Origin of the sequence: Sandarakinorhabdus sp., assembly GCF_040398665.1 — a bacterium.
Lineage (GTDB): Bacteria > Pseudomonadota > Alphaproteobacteria > Sphingomonadales > Sphingomonadaceae > Sandarakinorhabdus.
Map to the genome: position 1 here is coordinate 20,162 of NZ_JBBATQ010000012.1, position 14,476 is coordinate 34,637.

Below are 14,476 nucleotides of genomic sequence, written 5' to 3' on the forward strand. Positions count from 1 at the left end.
CGCGACAATGAGTGACGACAACAAACCCAAGCTTGGCATGCGTGCCCCCCTCGGCCTCAACAAGTCGGTCGAGGTCGGCAAGGTGAAGCAGCAATTCAGCCATGGCCGCACCAAACAGGTGGTCGTGGAAGTGAAGCGCACGCGCGTGCTGCATCGCCCCGGCGATGCCCCCGCGCCGGAGCCGGTTGCGGCTGCACCGCCACCTGCCCCCGTCGCCGCGCCGCCGGTGGCGCGCGCGCCCCAGCCGGTGACACCGCCGGCACCGGAACCTGCACCGCCGCCCGTCACCACCCGCGCACCGGAGCCGGCCCCGCCGCGCCCGACAATGCCGCCGCCGGTCACCTTCCGCCCGGTCGAGCGCGTGCCGGCGCCGGCGCGCGACGTGCCGACCCCTGAAGCACCGACACCGGACGCGCCAACTGCGGACGCACCGGCCACCGAAGCCAAGGCCCCCGAAACGCCGGCACCGCAAACCGCGCCGTCGGCGGAGGCCAAGGCACCGGAACCCGTGCCGCCGCCGAAGCCGGCTGCCACGGCACCGGTCGCGCGCCCGGCCCCGCCACCGCAGCCGCGTCCCGGCCAGACCGGCCGCCCGCCACAAGCCGGCGCCGGACAGCGCCCCGGCATGCGCCCGCCACAGCAGACCGGCGCGCCGCAGCGTGGCCGCATGACTCCGGGCGAAATGGCCGCGCTCTATCAGCGCCAGGCCGAGGAAGACCGGCTGCGCCTGATGGAAGAGGTGCGCATCCGCGAAGAGCAGGAGCGCGCCGCTCGCGAGGAGGAAGATCGCCGCCGCCTGGATGAAAAGCGGCTTGCCGCCGAGGAACTCGCCACCCGCCCCGATCCGGTGCCGGAAACCGATGCCGATGGCATGGTGATCCCGGCCGGCGCGATGGAAGATGACGACGACAGCATGCGCGTGCGCATCATTCCGGGCCGCAAGCCCGAAGCGCCCAAGCCGCAGCGCCTGGTCAAGGGCGCCGATGATCGCCGCAAATCCGGCAAGCTGACCGTCACGCGCGCGCTGGACGATGAAGGCAACACCCGTGTCCGCAGCCTGGCGGCGCTGCGCCGCGCCCGCGAAAAGGAACGCGGCCGGCTGGGCAGCCAGGCCAAGCAGGTGCGCGATGTGACCGTGCCCGACACGATCACCGTGCAGGAACTCGCCAACCGCATGGCCGAACGCACCAACAATGTCGTGCGCCTGCTCGCCCGGCTGGGCGTGCCGACGGCGGCGCTGGAGGAAATCGATCAGGACACCGCCGAACTGGTGCTGACCGAATTCGGCCACAACATCATCCGCGTTTCCGAAAGCGATGTCGAAAAGGGCATGGTTGGCGCGGCCGACGTTGAAGAGGACATGAGCCCGCGTCCGCCCGTGGTGACCATCATGGGCCATGTCGATCACGGCAAGACCAGCCTGCTCGATGCGCTGCGTGGATCGAATGTGGTGAAGGGCGAAGCCGGCGGCATCACCCAGCAGATCGGTGCCTATCAGATCGTCACCAAGGACAAGCAGAAGATCACCTTCCTCGACACGCCCGGCCACGAAGCCTTCACCCAGATGCGCGCCCGCGGCGCCGGCGTGACCGATATCGTCGTGCTGGTCGTGGCCTGGGATGACGGGATCATGCCGCAGACCATCGAAGCCATCCAGCACACCAAGGCGGCCGGCGTGCCGATGATCGTGGCCATCAACAAGATGGACAAGGCCGGCGCCGATGCCAGCCGCATCCGCACCGCCCTGCTGCAACAGGATGTGCAGGTGGAAGAAATGGGCGGCGACGTGATGGACGCGGAAATTTCCGCTACCCAGAAGACCGGCCTCGACGAGTTGCTGGAGAAGATCCTGCTGCAAGCCGAAGTGCTGGATCTGCGCGCCAATCCCGGCCGATCCGCTGAAGGCACCGTGATCGAAGCCCGCCTGGACAAGGGCAAGGGCCCGCTGGCCACCGTGCTGATCGGGCGCGGCACCCTGAAGCGCGGCGACATCTTCGTGATGGGCCAGGAATGGGGCCGCGTGCGTGCGCTCACCGACGACAAGGGTGTGCAGGTGAAAGAGGCTGGCCCGTCGGCGGCGGTCGAAGTGCTTGGCCTGGGCGGCGTGCCGCAAGCCGGCGATCTGGTCACCGTGGTGGAAGACGAAGCCCGTGCCCGCGAAGTCGCGGAATATCGTGCCGGTCTCGCCACCGCCAAGCGCACCGGCGCCAATGGCCCGGCGCGCCTGGAGGACATGTTCTCGGTGCTGCGCGCCAAGAAGGTCCAGGAATATCCGCTGGTGATCAAGGCCGACACGCAAGGGTCTGCCGAAGCCATCGCCGGCGCGGTGAACAAGATCGGCAGCGACCAGATCCGCGCCAAGGTGCTGATCGCCAGCACCGGCGGCATCACCGAAAGCGACGTCACCCTGGCCAAGGCCAGCGGCGCCCCGGTGATCGGCTTCAACGTGCGCGCCAATGCCAAGGCCCGCGAGATCGCCCAGCGTGATCAGGTGGCGCTGAAATATTACGACGTCATCTATGATCTGATCGACGACGTGAAGGCGGCGATGGCGGGCCAGCTCGGCCCCGAAGCCTTTGAAACGGTCGTTGGCCGCGCCCAGGTGCTGGATGTGTTCCAGGCCGGCAAGGTCGGCAAGGCGGCCGGCCTGCGGGTCACCGAAGGCTATATCAAGAAGGCCCTGCGTGCCCGCGTCATGCGCGACGATGTCATCATCTACACCGGTTTCATCGCCTCGCTGCGCCGCTTCAAGGAAGATGTGCCAGAGGTGAAGGTGGGGCTGGAATGCGGCATCACGCTGGCCGATTCGTCGGATGTGAAGGTGGGCGACATCATCGAGACTTATGAAGTCGAGATGAAAGAGCGGACCTTGTAATTCTCACCCCCTCCCGCGTGCGGGAGGGGGAGGATTTTGCCGATGCCCAAGCCCACACCACCAGCCGCCGATCCCAAGGGCCGCCCGATCCGCCTGCAGCGCATCGGCGAACAGGTGCGCCATGCGCTGGCCGAAATCGTCGCGCGCGGCGATCTGCGCGACGAGGTGATCACCCGCACCATCATTTCGGTATCGGAAGTGCGCGTCACCCCCGATCTGCGCCACGCCATCGTGTTCGTGAAGGCCTCCAACGGCGATGACGACGCGGTGGTCAAAGCGCTCGGCCAGCACCGCGGCTGGCTGCGCGGCGAAGTCGCCAAGCGGCTGGCGACGAAATACACGCCCGACCTGAGCTTCCGCCGCGACGAAAGCTTTGACGCCGGCGCCCGCATCGATGCCGTGCTGAAACGCCCGGACATCGCCCGCGATCTGCCGCCGCTGCCCACCACGGCGCCGCGCCCATGGAAAAACCTGGCCGACGGCATCGAGGATGAGGATTGAGGCACCAGTTGCTTTATCGGGCTGAAATGGTCATATTGAAATGGTCATTTCAGCCGCAGGACGACTCCCATGCCCCGCGAACTCACCTTGTCAGCCAGCCAGTTCAAGGCACAATGCCTGGACCTGATGGCCGCTGGCGCGACGCACCGCCTTGATCGGGTGAACATCACCAAGCGCGGCAAGGCCTATGTCACGCTCAGCTTTGAAGGTGAGCAGGCCGGAGCCGCTGTGATGGACCCGTTCGGCTGCATGAAGGGCAGCACCGGCCTAACCGTCACCGATTTCGCCACCCTTGAAGCCGACCTGGCCGAACTCGGCGCGCAAATGGCTGCGCTTGTCGAAGCGTCGGCTGCGAGCTTCGAGTGAACCGCTCGGGCTATCTGTTGCTCGATACCAATGTCATCCTGCGGCTGAGCGAGGGTATGGCGGTTTCGGCAGCCTGCCGCGAAGCGGTGCGCAGCGCCGCCGGTCGTCTGTTGGTCTCGTCGGTGTCGGCCTGGGAAATTGGCACGCTGGCCACGCGAACCGGCAACACACGGATATTGTTTGGCGGCGATGCGCGCGGCTGGGTGCAACGCTTCCTCACGAATTTCCGCGCCGACGCCCTTGATCTATCGTGGCAGTCGGCCCTGGCAGCCGCGAACCTTCCGGAACCCTTCCACCGTGACCCGGCCGACCGGCTGCTGGTCGCCCAGGCCCGCGCCGACGATCTGTTGTTGCTCACAAGTGACCGCAGCATCCTCGCCTATGCCGAAGCCGGCCATGTCCAGGCGCTGGCCTGCTGATGTCCCTCAACGGCTGGATCATTCTCGACAAGCCGCTCGGCCTGACCAGTGCGCAGGGGGTCGCCGCGGTGAAGCGCATTTTCCGCACCGCCGGCCTGCCGATCCCGCGCATCGGCCATGGCGGCACGCTCGATCCGCTGGCCACCGGCGTGCTGCCGATCGCGCTGGGCGAAGCCACCAAATTGGCCGGGCGCATGCTCGATGCCGCCAAGGCCTATGACTTCACCGTGCAGTTCGGCAGCGAGACCAGCACATTGGACGCCGAAGGCGCCATCACCGCCAGCAGCGACGTGCGCCCCGATGCCGCCGCCATTGCCGCCGTGCTGCCGCGCTTCACCGGGCCGATCTCGCAGATTCCGCCGCAATATTCCGCACTGAAGGTCGATGGAAAGCGCGCCTATGCCCTCGCCCGCGCCGGGGCCGAGGTCACGCTGGCCGCCCGCCAGCTCACCATCCACGCGCTCACGCTCACCGCCTCCACGCCGGAAAGCGCGACGTTCAGCAGCCATGTCTCCAAGGGCACCTATATCCGCAGCCTGGCGCGCGATATCGCCTACGCGCTCGGCACGGTCGGCCACGTCACGATGCTGCGCCGCACAAAGTCCGGGCCGTTCAGCCTTGGTCAGGCGATATCGCTGGACAAACTGACCGCACTGGTGCAGGGGCCGACGCCAGAACAGGCACTCTTGCCATTGATGGCAGGGCTGGACGACATCCCGGCTCTGCATATCACGCCAGACGAAGCGGCGGCACTCCATCAGGGGCGCAGGCTTGTCGGGCACCCAGCCAGCAACGGCACTCATCTCGCCTGCAACGGTTCTGTTCCCGTTGCATTGGTCGAGGCCCATCAGGGCGAGGTGCGGGTGCTGCGCGGGTTCAACCTCGATTGAAGGAGTAACACGATGTCGGTATCCGCCGAAAAGAAAGCCGAAATCATCAGCAGCAATGCCCGCAGCGCCACCGACACCGGTTCGCCGGAAGTTCAGGTCGCCATCCTGACGGAACGCATTGTCAACCTGACCGAACATTTCAAGACCCACGGCAAGGACAATCACAGCCGGCGCGGCCTGCTGGTGCTGGTCAACACGCGCCGCTCGCTGCTGGATTATCTGAAGAAAAAAGACGCCGCGCGCTATACCGCGCTGATCACCAAACTGGGCCTGCGCAAGTAAGCCCACAACCGGAACGGCCCCCAACCGGGGGCCGTTCGTTTATCCGGCCCTTCACGAATTCGCGTGTCCGGGCCGGCGCCGCCACAAGGGGCGGCACACACGCTGTTGGCGGCTGGCAATCGGGCCTGTCGCCCGGAAAAGAAGAAGACCATGTTCACCATTCACAAAGAAGAACTGATGTGGGGCGGCCGCAAGCTGACCCTGGAAACCGGCCGCATTGCCCGCCAGGCTGATGCCGCCGTTGTCGCCACCCTGGGCGAAACCGTGGTGCTGTGCGCTGTCACCGCCGCCAAGTCGGTGAAGGAGGGGCAGGATTTCTTCCCCCTGACCGTGCACTATCAGGAAAAATATTCCGCAGCCGGCCGCATTCCCGGCGGCTTCTTCAAGCGCGAACGCGGCGCCACCGAGCATGAAACGCTCACCAGCCGCCTGATCGATCGCCCGCTGCGCCCGCTGTTCCCGGAAGGTTTCTACAACGAAATCAACGTGATTGCCCATGTGCTGAGCTATGATGGCGAAGCCGAAGGCGATATCCTGGCGCTGATCGCGGCTTCGGCTGCGCTCACCCTGTCAGGCGTGCCGTTCATGGGCCCCATCGCGGGTGCCCGCGTCGGTTACATCGATGGCGAGTATATCCTGAACCCCACCAAGACCCAGGTGAAGGACGGCAGCCTCGATCTCGTCGTTGCCGGCACTGCCGACGCGGTGATGATGGTCGAATCCGAAGCCAAGGAGCTTTCGGAAGCCGAAATGCTGAACGGCGTGATGTTCGCCCACCGCTCCATCCAGCCGGTGATCGATGCCATCATCCGCCTCGCTGAGAAGGCCGCCAAGGATCCCTGGGATCTGAGCATCACCGACGACAAGGCGATGCTGGCCACGTTGAAGGACGCCATCGGCGCCGACATCGATGCCGCCTATCGCCTGCGCGGCAAGTCCGATCGCCAGAACGCGCTGGCCGAGGCCAAGGCCAAGGCCAAGGCGGTGTTTGCCGGCGGTACGCCGCAGGAGCAGATGAAGGCCGGCAAGCTGTTCAAGAAGCTGGAAGCCGCCATCGTGCGCGGCGCCATCCTCTCCGAAGGCCGCCGCATCGATGGCCGCGACACCAAGACGGTCCGCCCGATCGAAGCGATGGTCGGCTTCCTGCCGCGCACCCATGGTTCGGCGCTGTTCACCCGCGGCGAAACCCAGGCGATCGTCACCACGACGCTGGGCACGGCCGATGCCGAACAGATGATCGATGGCCTCGATGGTCTGCGCTATGAACGCTTCATGCTGCACTACAACTTCCCCCCCTATTCGGTGGGTGAGGTCGGCCGCTTCGGCGCGCCGGGCCGCCGCGAAGTCGGCCATGGCAAGCTCGCCTGGCGGGCGCTGCATCCGTTGCTGCCGGCCAAGGAAGAATTCCCCTACACCGTGCGCGTGCTGGCCGACATCACCGAATCGAACGGTTCGTCCTCGATGGCGACCGTCTGCGGTGGCTCACTGGCGTTGATGGACGCCGGCGTGCCGCTGAAGCGCCCGTGCGCCGGCATCGCCATGGGGCTGATCCTCGAAGGCAAGGACTTTGCCGTCCTGTCCGACATCCTGGGGGATGAAGATCATCTGGGCGACATGGACTTCAAGGTCGCCGGCACCACCGAAGGCGTCACCTCGCTGCAGATGGACATCAAGGTCGCCGGCATCACCGAAGAGATCATGCGCGTCGCGCTTGATCAGGCGAAGGCCGGCCGTGAGCATATCCTGGGCGAAATGGCCAAGGCGCTGGACAGCACCCGCGAAGGCCTGTCCGCGCACGCGCCGCGCATCGAATCGATGCAGGTGCCCAAGGACAAGATCCGCGACATCATCGGCACCGGCGGCAAGGTGATCCGCGAGATCGTCGCCACCACCGGCGCCAAGGTCGACATCGAAGACGATGGCACGGTGAAGATCAGCAGCAGCGATCCGGCCCAGATTGCCGCCGCGCGCAAGTGGATCGAAGGCATCACCATGGAAGCCGAGGTGGGCAAGATCTACACCGGCAAGGTCGTGAACATGGCCGATTTCGGCGCGTTCGTGAACTTCATGGGCGCCAAGGATGGCCTCGTGCACATCTCGGAAATCAAGAACGAGCGTGTGGCCAACGTCAAGGACGTGCTGACCGAAGGCCAGCAGGTCAAGGTCAAGGTGCTCGGCATCGACGATCGCGGCAAGGTCAAGCTTTCGATGCGCCTGGTCGATCAGGAAACCGGCGAGGAACTGCCGGATACCCGCCCGCCGCGTGAAGGCGGCGATGATCGCGGCCCCCGCGGTGATCGCGGGCCTCGCCGTGACGGCGATCGCGGCCCGCGTCGTGACGGTGACCGCGATCGCGGCCCTCGCCGTGACGATCGCGGCCCCCGCCGTGATGGCGGCGGCGAACGCCGCCCGCGTGAAGCCGAAGCGAGCGAGGGCGAGCCCGGCGGCCTGCCCAACTTCCTGACCGGCGGCAACGACTGACGCTATCGGCCATCAGGGCAAGATAAAGGGCCGCGCTTCCACCCGGAAGCGCGGCCTTTTTCGTTTTTGCGGTGCCCTTCCGCAATGAAGCGGCTGCCGAATCAACAGGTGCGCGCCCTGACGGTTTGCGTTTCGACGGCGGTGCCGGATCAACACGCGCGATTGCCCAGCACGATCCACGCCCGGAAAACGGCGGCCGGTGAGGCCACAGGCTGCATGGGGCGGCCCCAGAACGGGCATTTTTTTGAACGTATAGCAGTCTATATCCTTTTGGATATGTCGAGATCTCCATACGTATACGCGGGGCACTCGTGCTCATTATGAGCATAAACCCCTCTCGCCCAATGTCAGATTTCGCAGTAGTAGGTATAAACCGAATATCTTACCGATATATGCGACTACGTTGGCACTGCCTAATTCGTTTCAACTAAAGAAGATACTAATTGGCACAATGGCAATGACGGAACGACTATCGATAGAATTACTTTTGCTTTAATTCGATTAACCTTTTCGAGTCTGTAGCGTTTGTATGCAGGAAGGGTAGATGTCCGTGGAAAACCAGGTTCCAGCGCCCAGCCTCGCGCGTGGCTTCGAGGCTGCAATATCGGCTCGCGGGGATGCGCACGCGCCCCGGCGCCCGGCGGGCGCACCTGACGAAATTCAGAGCGATGTCTATACAGTGCTGAACAGCACTGCCGTGTTGTTTCAGGAATTGCAACGGGCCACCCAGTTGAACCCCGACGAACTGCTGACGCTGGCCACGATCGCTACGGCAAATCTGCAACGCTGGCACCGCACGACGGGCTGCAAGGGCGCTGTGCTTGCGTCGATCCGATTGGTTCCGGCATCGCAAAGCGCAGTCGCACGCGCGACGGGAACCCCGCGCCAGACGATGCGGCGTCGGCTGGAAAAGTTGATTTCGATGGGCACGGTGGGTTCGACCGAACAAGGCCTGGTCATAAACTTCGACAATCTCACTGTGCTTGCACTGTTGCGCAGTCTGCCCGGGACGGTGACCACACCCGGCGCGCTGATGGCCGACCAGGGCGCATCATCATGAACCTCGAACTGATCGGCGCCATGCCCCGGTGGTGCCGGGACGTTTCCTGCTCGTGAAGCGCAGCGGGCAGTCTGTGCCCAAGGCGGGCCGGTGGGAAGCATGGAGCATGAACAATGCATGACGAGAGAATGGAAGCGGCCCTCGACGCAGCCAAAGCCGCTCGGGCCGAGAATGCCAAGCCGCTTCAAATCCTGCTGGTCGATGCGGATGCCAGTTTTCGCACTCGCCTTGCCAGGAAGTTGAGCGAGGAGGGACACGTCGTCGTCAGCTTTTCCAACTGCAACGACGCCTGGTTGCGGGTACGCCAGAGCAACTTTGATCTGACGCTGATCGACATCGAGGTGCCTGCCATGACGGGCATCGAGCTGGCACGACGCATCAAATTCAGGGACAAGCATTCCCGGATCATCGCGACCACTCCCAACTCCGTACGGAACAACATGTGGGCGTCGTCGTATTGCAAGGTCAACGGCTTTGAGCATCTGTTGAGCAAGGAAGGCGACTTCCACAGTCTTTACAATAATTTGCGCTCCCTTGTCAGTACCGGTGTACAGGATAACGCAGGCGCCCCATGACCTGCCGAGTAAGCGGCGGCTGAATAGGGGAGCCGCCGCGAGAATCGTGCCGTGCACGCGACACGCCCCCCGGCGCTGTCCACATGTGCAACAGACAACGGCATGGTTCGCCACTGGTCCGGTCGCCACCGGCCGGGCCAGTGGCTTCACCCTCATGATAACCGCAATTCGCCCGCGATCGGGCCGTAACGCCGATCGGGTCGAATGACCCCGTGCAGAAAAGGGCCGCGCTTCCACCCGGAAGCGCGGCCCTTTCGGCTTGCCGGTCGGCGCTCAGCGGCGGGCGGCCAACTGCACGCCGGCGTCGAGTTGGGCGCGCGCCTGGGCGAATTTCTTGCCAGCTTCGAAGCTGCCGCCTTCTGCGCAGATCTTCTCGGCAATGCGCACGGCCTTCAGCGCGCGGGCGGCGGCCTTGGGATCGGCCGATTCGGCTTGGCCGCGCACGGCAGCGGCATCCGCAGCGCAGTCAACCGGCACCGCGCGGGACGCAGCATGGGCAGGGGCGGGGCTCAAGGCGAGGAAGGGCAGCAGGCCGGCCATGGCCAGGCCAACGAGGGTGATGCGGTCGAGGTTGAAGCTGGTGATCATGGTCCGGGGTCCTTCTTGCGATCGGCTGACGGCGGGCGTTGCCGGGGGGCTTGCCGATGAGCAAGTTTTAAGTCACACTCAGATACAAGATAATCCACATAATAATGGTCGCCCCGTGAAGCAGGACTATATAATTCCTCGCAACCTCCTGGACGGCCTGGACGCCTTCCTGCGCGTCGCCGAGCATCGATCGTTCCGCGCCGCCGCCGAGGATCTGGGCGTGTCGCCATCCGCCATCAGCCAGACGATCCGCCAGATGGAAGACCGGATCGGCGTGCCGCTGTTCATCCGCACCACACGATCGGTGGGCCTGACCGAGGCGGGCCTGCGCTTTCACGCCCAGGCCGTGCCCGCCTGGGCCAGCCTGAATGCCGCCTGGGCCGATGCCCGCACGCTGGGCGCCCGCCCGTCGGGCCTGCTGCGGCTCAACATGCCACGCGCCGTGGTGCGACTGGTGATCGAGCCGATCCTGGCCGATTTCTGCGCCGCCTATCCCGATATCGATGTGGAGATCATCGCCGAAGACGCCATCATCGATCTGGCGGCCAGCGGCCATGATGCCGGCATCCGCATCGGCGAACTGCTGGAGGCAGACATGATCAGCGTGCGACTCTCCACGCCGTTCCGATATGTGGTCGTCGCGACGCCGGACTATTTCGAATCTCATGGCCGGCCGCAGACGCTCGCCGATCTGAAAAGCCACAATTGCATCCGCCAACGCCTCAGCGGCAGTGGCGGCCTGTTCCCGTGGCGGTTCAGTGATGGCAACCGCAGCGTCGAGGTCAATGTGAAGGGCCGCATCATCGTCAATGATTACAGCACGGTGGGCGCACTGGTGGAACGCGGGCTGGGCCTGGCGCAGATCAGCGGGCCGCTGGTCGAACAGCAGATCGCCGATGGCCGGCTGGAAACCGTGCTCGATCATCTGGCGCCGACCAGCCCCGGCCTGTTCCTGCATTATCCCGGCCATGCCCAGGTGCTGCCCAAGCTGCGCGCCTTCATCGATTTCCTGAAGGCCGCCATGGCCGATGGCCGGCTGCCGCAGTTGCATCAATAATCCGCGCCTCAAAAGCGGAAGCGCAGCCCACCGATGCCGGCCGTGGTCTCGCCAAACGGGAAGCTGAACGTCCGGATGACGCTGAGATCAATGGCCACGGCCGCACTGGCGTTGAACGAAACGGTGGCGGCCAGTTCCCCCCAGGTGCCCGACTGACGCGGCGCATCGACGAAGCGCGGCGTACCGGCGGTGGTGCGCTGGCCAAAGCCGACCTGGCCCACCGCCGCGATATTGCTGGCGGTGTTGATCGTGCCTGACAGGCCGATGCTGCCGGCATCAGCAGCAAACACATGGGTCAGCGCCGCCCCTGCCGAGCCGGTGACGCCATCGCTGTCCTGACGCTGGCTGCTGAGCGGCCGCCCGGTCGGGCCGGTGAGCGCGACGGCAAAATCGATGCGGTTGTAATCCACGCCGGCAAAGGGGGTCAGGAACAGTCGATCGGTGAGCGCCACATCATAGCTGAGCGAGGCGCCGATGCCGAACAGACTGCCCGACCGGTCCACCGCAATCGCCGCCCCGGCCGCGGTGCGAAAGCTGCTGGCATCGAACTGGCGCCGGCCGAGCGAGACATGCGCTTCCAGCCCGAGATTGTCGGCATAGGTGCCGGCGGCCAGCCCGACAATCCAGTTGTTGGCCGGGATGGTCAGGCCGCGCGCATTGCCGCTGCCGACATAGGTCACGTCGGCCTTGACCCAATTGTCACCGAAATTGCGGGTGAGACCCAGGGCCACGAACGGCTGATCGGCCTGGGCCTGCACTGCGGTGATCCCGCCCGAAACCGACAGGGTCCATGGCCGGGCATCCTCAACGGTCTGGCCGGGGGCAGCGTCTTGCGCGGCGGCAGGCTCCGCCAACCCCACAAACATTGCTGTTGCCAATGCACCCATCACAGCCCGTGAAATTCTTGGTGTCATCATGCCTGATCCCCGCGCCGCGCCAATTGTTCTGGGTACAACGGGCAATTGGCGGGCACTCCTTCGCGGCCGGCAAAGAAAATCGCGCCGATCGCGAAGGGAAATCCCGTCCGTTGTCGTTGAGCGCTTGAGCAACCAGGTGAGCGCGCGGTGTTGATGCAACGACTGGCCGATCCCGGTCAGGATGATGACAGCCTGATGGCCGCCGTCGCCCGCGGTGAGGCGATGGCCCTGCGCTGGCTGCTCGAACGCCATGGCGCCGCCGGATTCCGGCTGGCGTGGCGGCTGACCGGCGATGCCGGCGAGGCCGAGGATCTGGTGCAGGAGGCTTTTGCCCGGCTGTGGCGCCAGGCGGCACGCTGGCAGGCCGGGCAGGCCGGGGTGGGAGCATGGCTGCACCGTACCGTGACCAACCTGGCCATCGATCGCAGCCGCCGCAAGCGGCCGCAAACCATGGCCGACCTGCCGGACAGCATCGATCCGGCGCCGTTGGCTGATGCCACGCTGGCGGGCGCCGATCTGGCCACGCGCATTCAGGGCTGCGTGGCGGCGCTGCCCGATCGGCAACGCGCTGCCATCGTGCTGACCTATTGGGAAGGATTGACAGGGCCGATGGCCGCGCAAGCACTGGAAATTTCGCCCAAGGCGTTTGAATCGTTGCTGATCCGGGCGCGGATGGCGTTGAAGGCCGTGCTGGTGCAGGCCGGCATCGATCCGCGTGACCTGCCGGGAGACGTGTCATGACCCCGTCCACCGCCTCCCCGGCGATCGGCGATGCCGATCTGGCGCGGCTGCTCGGCCTGGCCGGCAACACCCCGGCGGCCCCGGTGGATCTGGTGGATCGCATCATGGCCCGGCTGGAGCCTGAGGCGTCGTCGGCCATGGCCCCGGTGCCGGCGCTGCGTCCGCCGCGCGACCGGCGCGGGCTGCGGATCGGTATCGGCACCGGGGTCAGCCTGCTGATCGGCACTGCGGTGGCCGCCGGTCTCGCGCAATCGCCGGCCCTGGCACCCTATCTGCAGCCGTTGCTGGCGCGGGTGGCGGCCGTGGCAGGCGCTGCGCCGGCCGAACGGCCCAATCCGCCGCCCAGCACACGGATGACCACGTCGTCGCCTTCGGTGGCCGCCGTGCTGCCATCACCGCCGGTGCGGATCGAGGCCCGCCTGCCGGCCCCAACGCCGGGCAGCATGCCCTTGCTGCCGGCCCCCATGCTGCCGCCGCCCGCCGCAGATCGGCCCGCCACTGCGCCAATCGCACCGGCGATGCCCATGCGATCAAGGCCCAGCAGCATCGCCGCTGCCGCGCCGGCACAGCGCGTTGCCGCGGACCGATCCTTGCCGGCAGCGGCGATGCAACGGCTGGAGGCGCGCGCCAACGCAGGCGGCCCATCTGCCCTACCTGCGGCCCTGCCGGATGCGCCGGTTCGCCCGGATGCCGGCGGCGCGCCGGCAGACCGGCCGGGCCTGCCGGCGCGCGCGGCGGCCATCGTCGAACAACGCGCCGCTGCGGCGCCGCTGGCCGACGCGGCAACCGGGGCGGCGACCGGAATGCCAGCCGATGCCGCGATCCCCGATCCGGCGCCGGATCGGCTGGCGGCCGCATTGCCGGCCACCGCAGCCGAACGGGCCACGGCCATCGCCGAACTGCGGGCGGCGCGAGCCGCCGGCACGCTGACCGCCGCCCAGGCCCAGCGGTTGCGCGCCTTGCAGCAATTGCGCGCCGCACGCAGCGCCCGCGGTGCGCGCGATGCCGTTCGGCGCCCGCCCAACTGATTTGGGCCGCGAAGGAGTCGGCGCGGTCCAGCGTTGAGGCAGTTGTGGATGCAAGACGCATCCCGTCGACCAACCCAAGGGAGATTGTCATGCGTATCCAGATGCTTGCCGCCACTGCGGCCACCGCCCTGCTGTGCGTTTCCAGCGCTGGCCTGGCGCAAACCGCACCGCCTTCTGCCCCCGCCACCGGCACCCGCACGATCGACAATGAACGCGTTTCGGGCACCGTTACCACCACGCGCAATGCCGGCACCCTCACGCGCGCCACCGAATTGACCCGCAAGAGCGATGGCGCCACCGCCACCGCCAGCCAGACCCGCACGCGCACCGAGGACGGCATCACCGCCAGTTCCTCCCGCACCGGTTTCGACGGCCAGACCAGCAGCAGCAGCTACACCCGCACCCGCACCGACACCGGCGCCACCGAAACCGGCACCATCACGCGCCGCGACGGCAGCATTTTGAACCTGAACGGCAGTGTCGTGCGCATCGATGGCAGCATCACCGCCAATCGCGCCCTCACCGATGCCGCTGGTGCCACCGTGGCCAGCCGGAACGTGCAAGCGACCCGCGCGGCGAACGGCCAGGTGACCCGCAACGTCACGACCACCGGCCCGCAGCGCCTGCTCAGCCGCGCCGGCCGCCCCGGCGCCCTTCGTCCGGGCGGTCCGCGCCGCGCGCCGCAGGGCTGATCGC

15 protein-coding genes are annotated in these 14,476 nt (G+C 66.5%); 13 read left to right on the forward strand and 2 right to left on the reverse strand.

The window, feature by feature from the left end:
• Positions 1 to 7 precede the first annotated feature (7 nt).
• The 9 genes from infB to ABWP22_RS13695 all read left to right on the forward strand — a co-directional run bounded on the left by infB (position 8) and on the right by ABWP22_RS13695 (position 9,449).
• Positions 8 to 2,875, forward strand: coding sequence for a translation initiation factor IF-2 (infB, locus tag ABWP22_RS13655; protein ID WP_353200533.1), 2,868 nt, complete (start codon positions 8 to 10; stop codon positions 2,873 to 2,875).
• Positions 2,876 to 2,917: 42 nt separating this feature from the next.
• Complete coding sequence (gene rbfA, locus ABWP22_RS13660) at positions 2,918 to 3,376, forward strand: 30S ribosome-binding factor RbfA (protein WP_353200534.1); 459 nt, start codon at positions 2,918 to 2,920, stop codon at positions 3,374 to 3,376.
• Positions 3,377 to 3,445: 69 nt separating this feature from the next.
• Positions 3,446 to 3,742 (forward strand): hypothetical protein, encoded by a 297-nt coding sequence (locus tag ABWP22_RS13665; protein ID WP_353200535.1) that lies wholly within the window; start codon positions 3,446 to 3,448, stop codon positions 3,740 to 3,742.
• Positions 3,739 to 4,161 (forward strand): type II toxin-antitoxin system VapC family toxin, encoded by a 423-nt coding sequence (locus ABWP22_RS13670; protein ID WP_353200536.1) that lies wholly within the window; start codon positions 3,739 to 3,741, stop codon positions 4,159 to 4,161. Before ABWP22_RS13665 ends, ABWP22_RS13670 begins: the two co-directional genes overlap by 4 nt.
• Positions 4,161 to 5,051, forward strand: coding sequence for a tRNA pseudouridine(55) synthase TruB (gene truB / locus ABWP22_RS13675; RefSeq protein ID WP_353200537.1), 891 nt, complete (start codon positions 4,161 to 4,163; stop codon positions 5,049 to 5,051). The genes ABWP22_RS13670 and truB overlap by 1 nt, the downstream gene beginning before the upstream one ends.
• Before the next feature lie 12 nt (positions 5,052 to 5,063).
• Complete coding sequence (gene rpsO / locus ABWP22_RS13680) at positions 5,064 to 5,333, forward strand: 30S ribosomal protein S15 (RefSeq protein WP_353200538.1); 270 nt, start codon at positions 5,064 to 5,066, stop codon at positions 5,331 to 5,333.
• Between the two features lie 150 nt (positions 5,334 to 5,483).
• Positions 5,484 to 7,814: a polyribonucleotide nucleotidyltransferase gene (pnp, locus tag ABWP22_RS13685; protein WP_353200539.1), complete on the forward strand. Its 2,331-nt coding sequence runs from the start codon at positions 5,484 to 5,486 to the stop codon at positions 7,812 to 7,814.
• Positions 7,815 to 8,358: 544 nt separating this feature from the next.
• On the forward strand, positions 8,359 to 8,874 hold the full coding sequence (locus ABWP22_RS13690; RefSeq protein WP_353200540.1) for a hypothetical protein: 516 nt from the start codon (positions 8,359 to 8,361) through the stop codon (positions 8,872 to 8,874).
• Between the two features lie 113 nt (positions 8,875 to 8,987).
• The gene (locus tag ABWP22_RS13695) at positions 8,988 to 9,449 is read left to right on the forward strand and encodes a response regulator (RefSeq protein ID WP_353200541.1); all 462 of its coding nucleotides are present in this window, start codon (positions 8,988 to 8,990) and stop codon (positions 9,447 to 9,449) included.
• Between the two features lie 273 nt (positions 9,450 to 9,722).
• On the opposite strand, the gene ABWP22_RS13700 is transcribed toward ABWP22_RS13695, so the two are convergent.
• The gene (locus ABWP22_RS13700) at positions 9,723 to 10,037 is read right to left on the reverse strand and encodes a hypothetical protein (protein ID WP_353200542.1); all 315 of its coding nucleotides are present in this window, start codon (positions 10,035 to 10,037) and stop codon (positions 9,723 to 9,725) included.
• Between the two features lie 115 nt (positions 10,038 to 10,152).
• Between ABWP22_RS13700 and ABWP22_RS13705 the strand changes: the two genes are divergently transcribed.
• Positions 10,153 to 11,094 carry a LysR family transcriptional regulator gene (locus ABWP22_RS13705; protein WP_353200543.1) on the forward strand — a complete coding sequence of 314 codons (942 nt, stop codon included), beginning with the start codon at positions 10,153 to 10,155 and terminating at the stop codon, positions 11,092 to 11,094.
• Positions 11,095 to 11,102: 8 nt separating this feature from the next.
• Here the strand turns inward: ABWP22_RS13705 and ABWP22_RS13710 are convergent, their stop codons facing one another.
• Positions 11,103 to 11,960: an autotransporter outer membrane beta-barrel domain-containing protein gene (locus tag ABWP22_RS13710; protein ID WP_353200544.1), complete on the reverse strand. Its 858-nt coding sequence runs from the start codon at positions 11,958 to 11,960 to the stop codon at positions 11,103 to 11,105.
• A gap of 204 nt (positions 11,961 to 12,164) precedes the next feature.
• On the opposite strand from ABWP22_RS13710, the gene ABWP22_RS13715 reads away from it, so the two are divergent.
• The 3 genes from ABWP22_RS13715 (at position 12,165) to ABWP22_RS13725 (ending at position 14,472) form a co-directional block, all read left to right on the forward strand.
• The gene (locus tag ABWP22_RS13715) at positions 12,165 to 12,752 is read left to right on the forward strand and encodes a sigma-70 family RNA polymerase sigma factor (protein WP_353200545.1); all 588 of its coding nucleotides are present in this window, start codon (positions 12,165 to 12,167) and stop codon (positions 12,750 to 12,752) included.
• Positions 12,749 to 13,780, forward strand: a complete 1,032-nt coding sequence (locus tag ABWP22_RS13720) for a hypothetical protein (RefSeq protein ID WP_353200546.1) — start codon at positions 12,749 to 12,751, stop codon at positions 13,778 to 13,780. The genes ABWP22_RS13715 and ABWP22_RS13720 overlap by 4 nt, the downstream gene beginning before the upstream one ends.
• 89 nt (positions 13,781 to 13,869) lie before the next feature.
• Positions 13,870 to 14,472 carry a hypothetical protein gene (locus ABWP22_RS13725; protein WP_353200547.1) on the forward strand — a complete coding sequence of 201 codons (603 nt, stop codon included), beginning with the start codon at positions 13,870 to 13,872 and terminating at the stop codon, positions 14,470 to 14,472.
• Positions 14,473 to 14,476: the final 4 nt, after the last annotated feature.

Bases quoted from the DNA above. Each gene is read 5' to 3' on its own strand.
- infB (WP_353200533.1), top strand. From the start codon at position 8: ATGAGTGACGACAACAAACCCAAGCTTGGCATGCGTGCCCCCCTCGGC.
- rbfA (WP_353200534.1), top strand. From the start codon at position 2,918: ATGCCCAAGCCCACACCACCAGCCGCCGATCCCAAGGGCCGCCCGATC.
- ABWP22_RS13665 (WP_353200535.1), top strand. From the start codon at position 3,446: ATGCCCCGCGAACTCACCTTGTCAGCCAGCCAGTTCAAGGCACAATGC.
- truB (WP_353200537.1), top strand. From the start codon at position 4,161: ATGTCCCTCAACGGCTGGATCATTCTCGACAAGCCGCTCGGCCTGACC.
- rpsO (WP_353200538.1), top strand. From the start codon at position 5,064: ATGTCGGTATCCGCCGAAAAGAAAGCCGAAATCATCAGCAGCAATGCC.
- pnp (WP_353200539.1), top strand. From the start codon at position 5,484: ATGTTCACCATTCACAAAGAAGAACTGATGTGGGGCGGCCGCAAGCTG.
- ABWP22_RS13690 (WP_353200540.1), top strand. From the start codon at position 8,359: ATGTCCGTGGAAAACCAGGTTCCAGCGCCCAGCCTCGCGCGTGGCTTC.
- ABWP22_RS13695 (WP_353200541.1), top strand. From the start codon at position 8,988: ATGCATGACGAGAGAATGGAAGCGGCCCTCGACGCAGCCAAAGCCGCT.
- ABWP22_RS13700 (WP_353200542.1), bottom strand. From the start codon at position 10,037: ATGATCACCAGCTTCAACCTCGACCGCATCACCCTCGTTGGCCTGGCC.
- ABWP22_RS13710 (WP_353200544.1), bottom strand. From the start codon at position 11,960: ATGTTTGTGGGGTTGGCGGAGCCTGCCGCCGCGCAAGACGCTGCCCCC.
- ABWP22_RS13715 (WP_353200545.1), top strand. From the start codon at position 12,165: ATGCAACGACTGGCCGATCCCGGTCAGGATGATGACAGCCTGATGGCC.
- ABWP22_RS13720 (WP_353200546.1), top strand. From the start codon at position 12,749: ATGACCCCGTCCACCGCCTCCCCGGCGATCGGCGATGCCGATCTGGCG.
- ABWP22_RS13725 (WP_353200547.1), top strand. From the start codon at position 13,870: ATGCGTATCCAGATGCTTGCCGCCACTGCGGCCACCGCCCTGCTGTGC.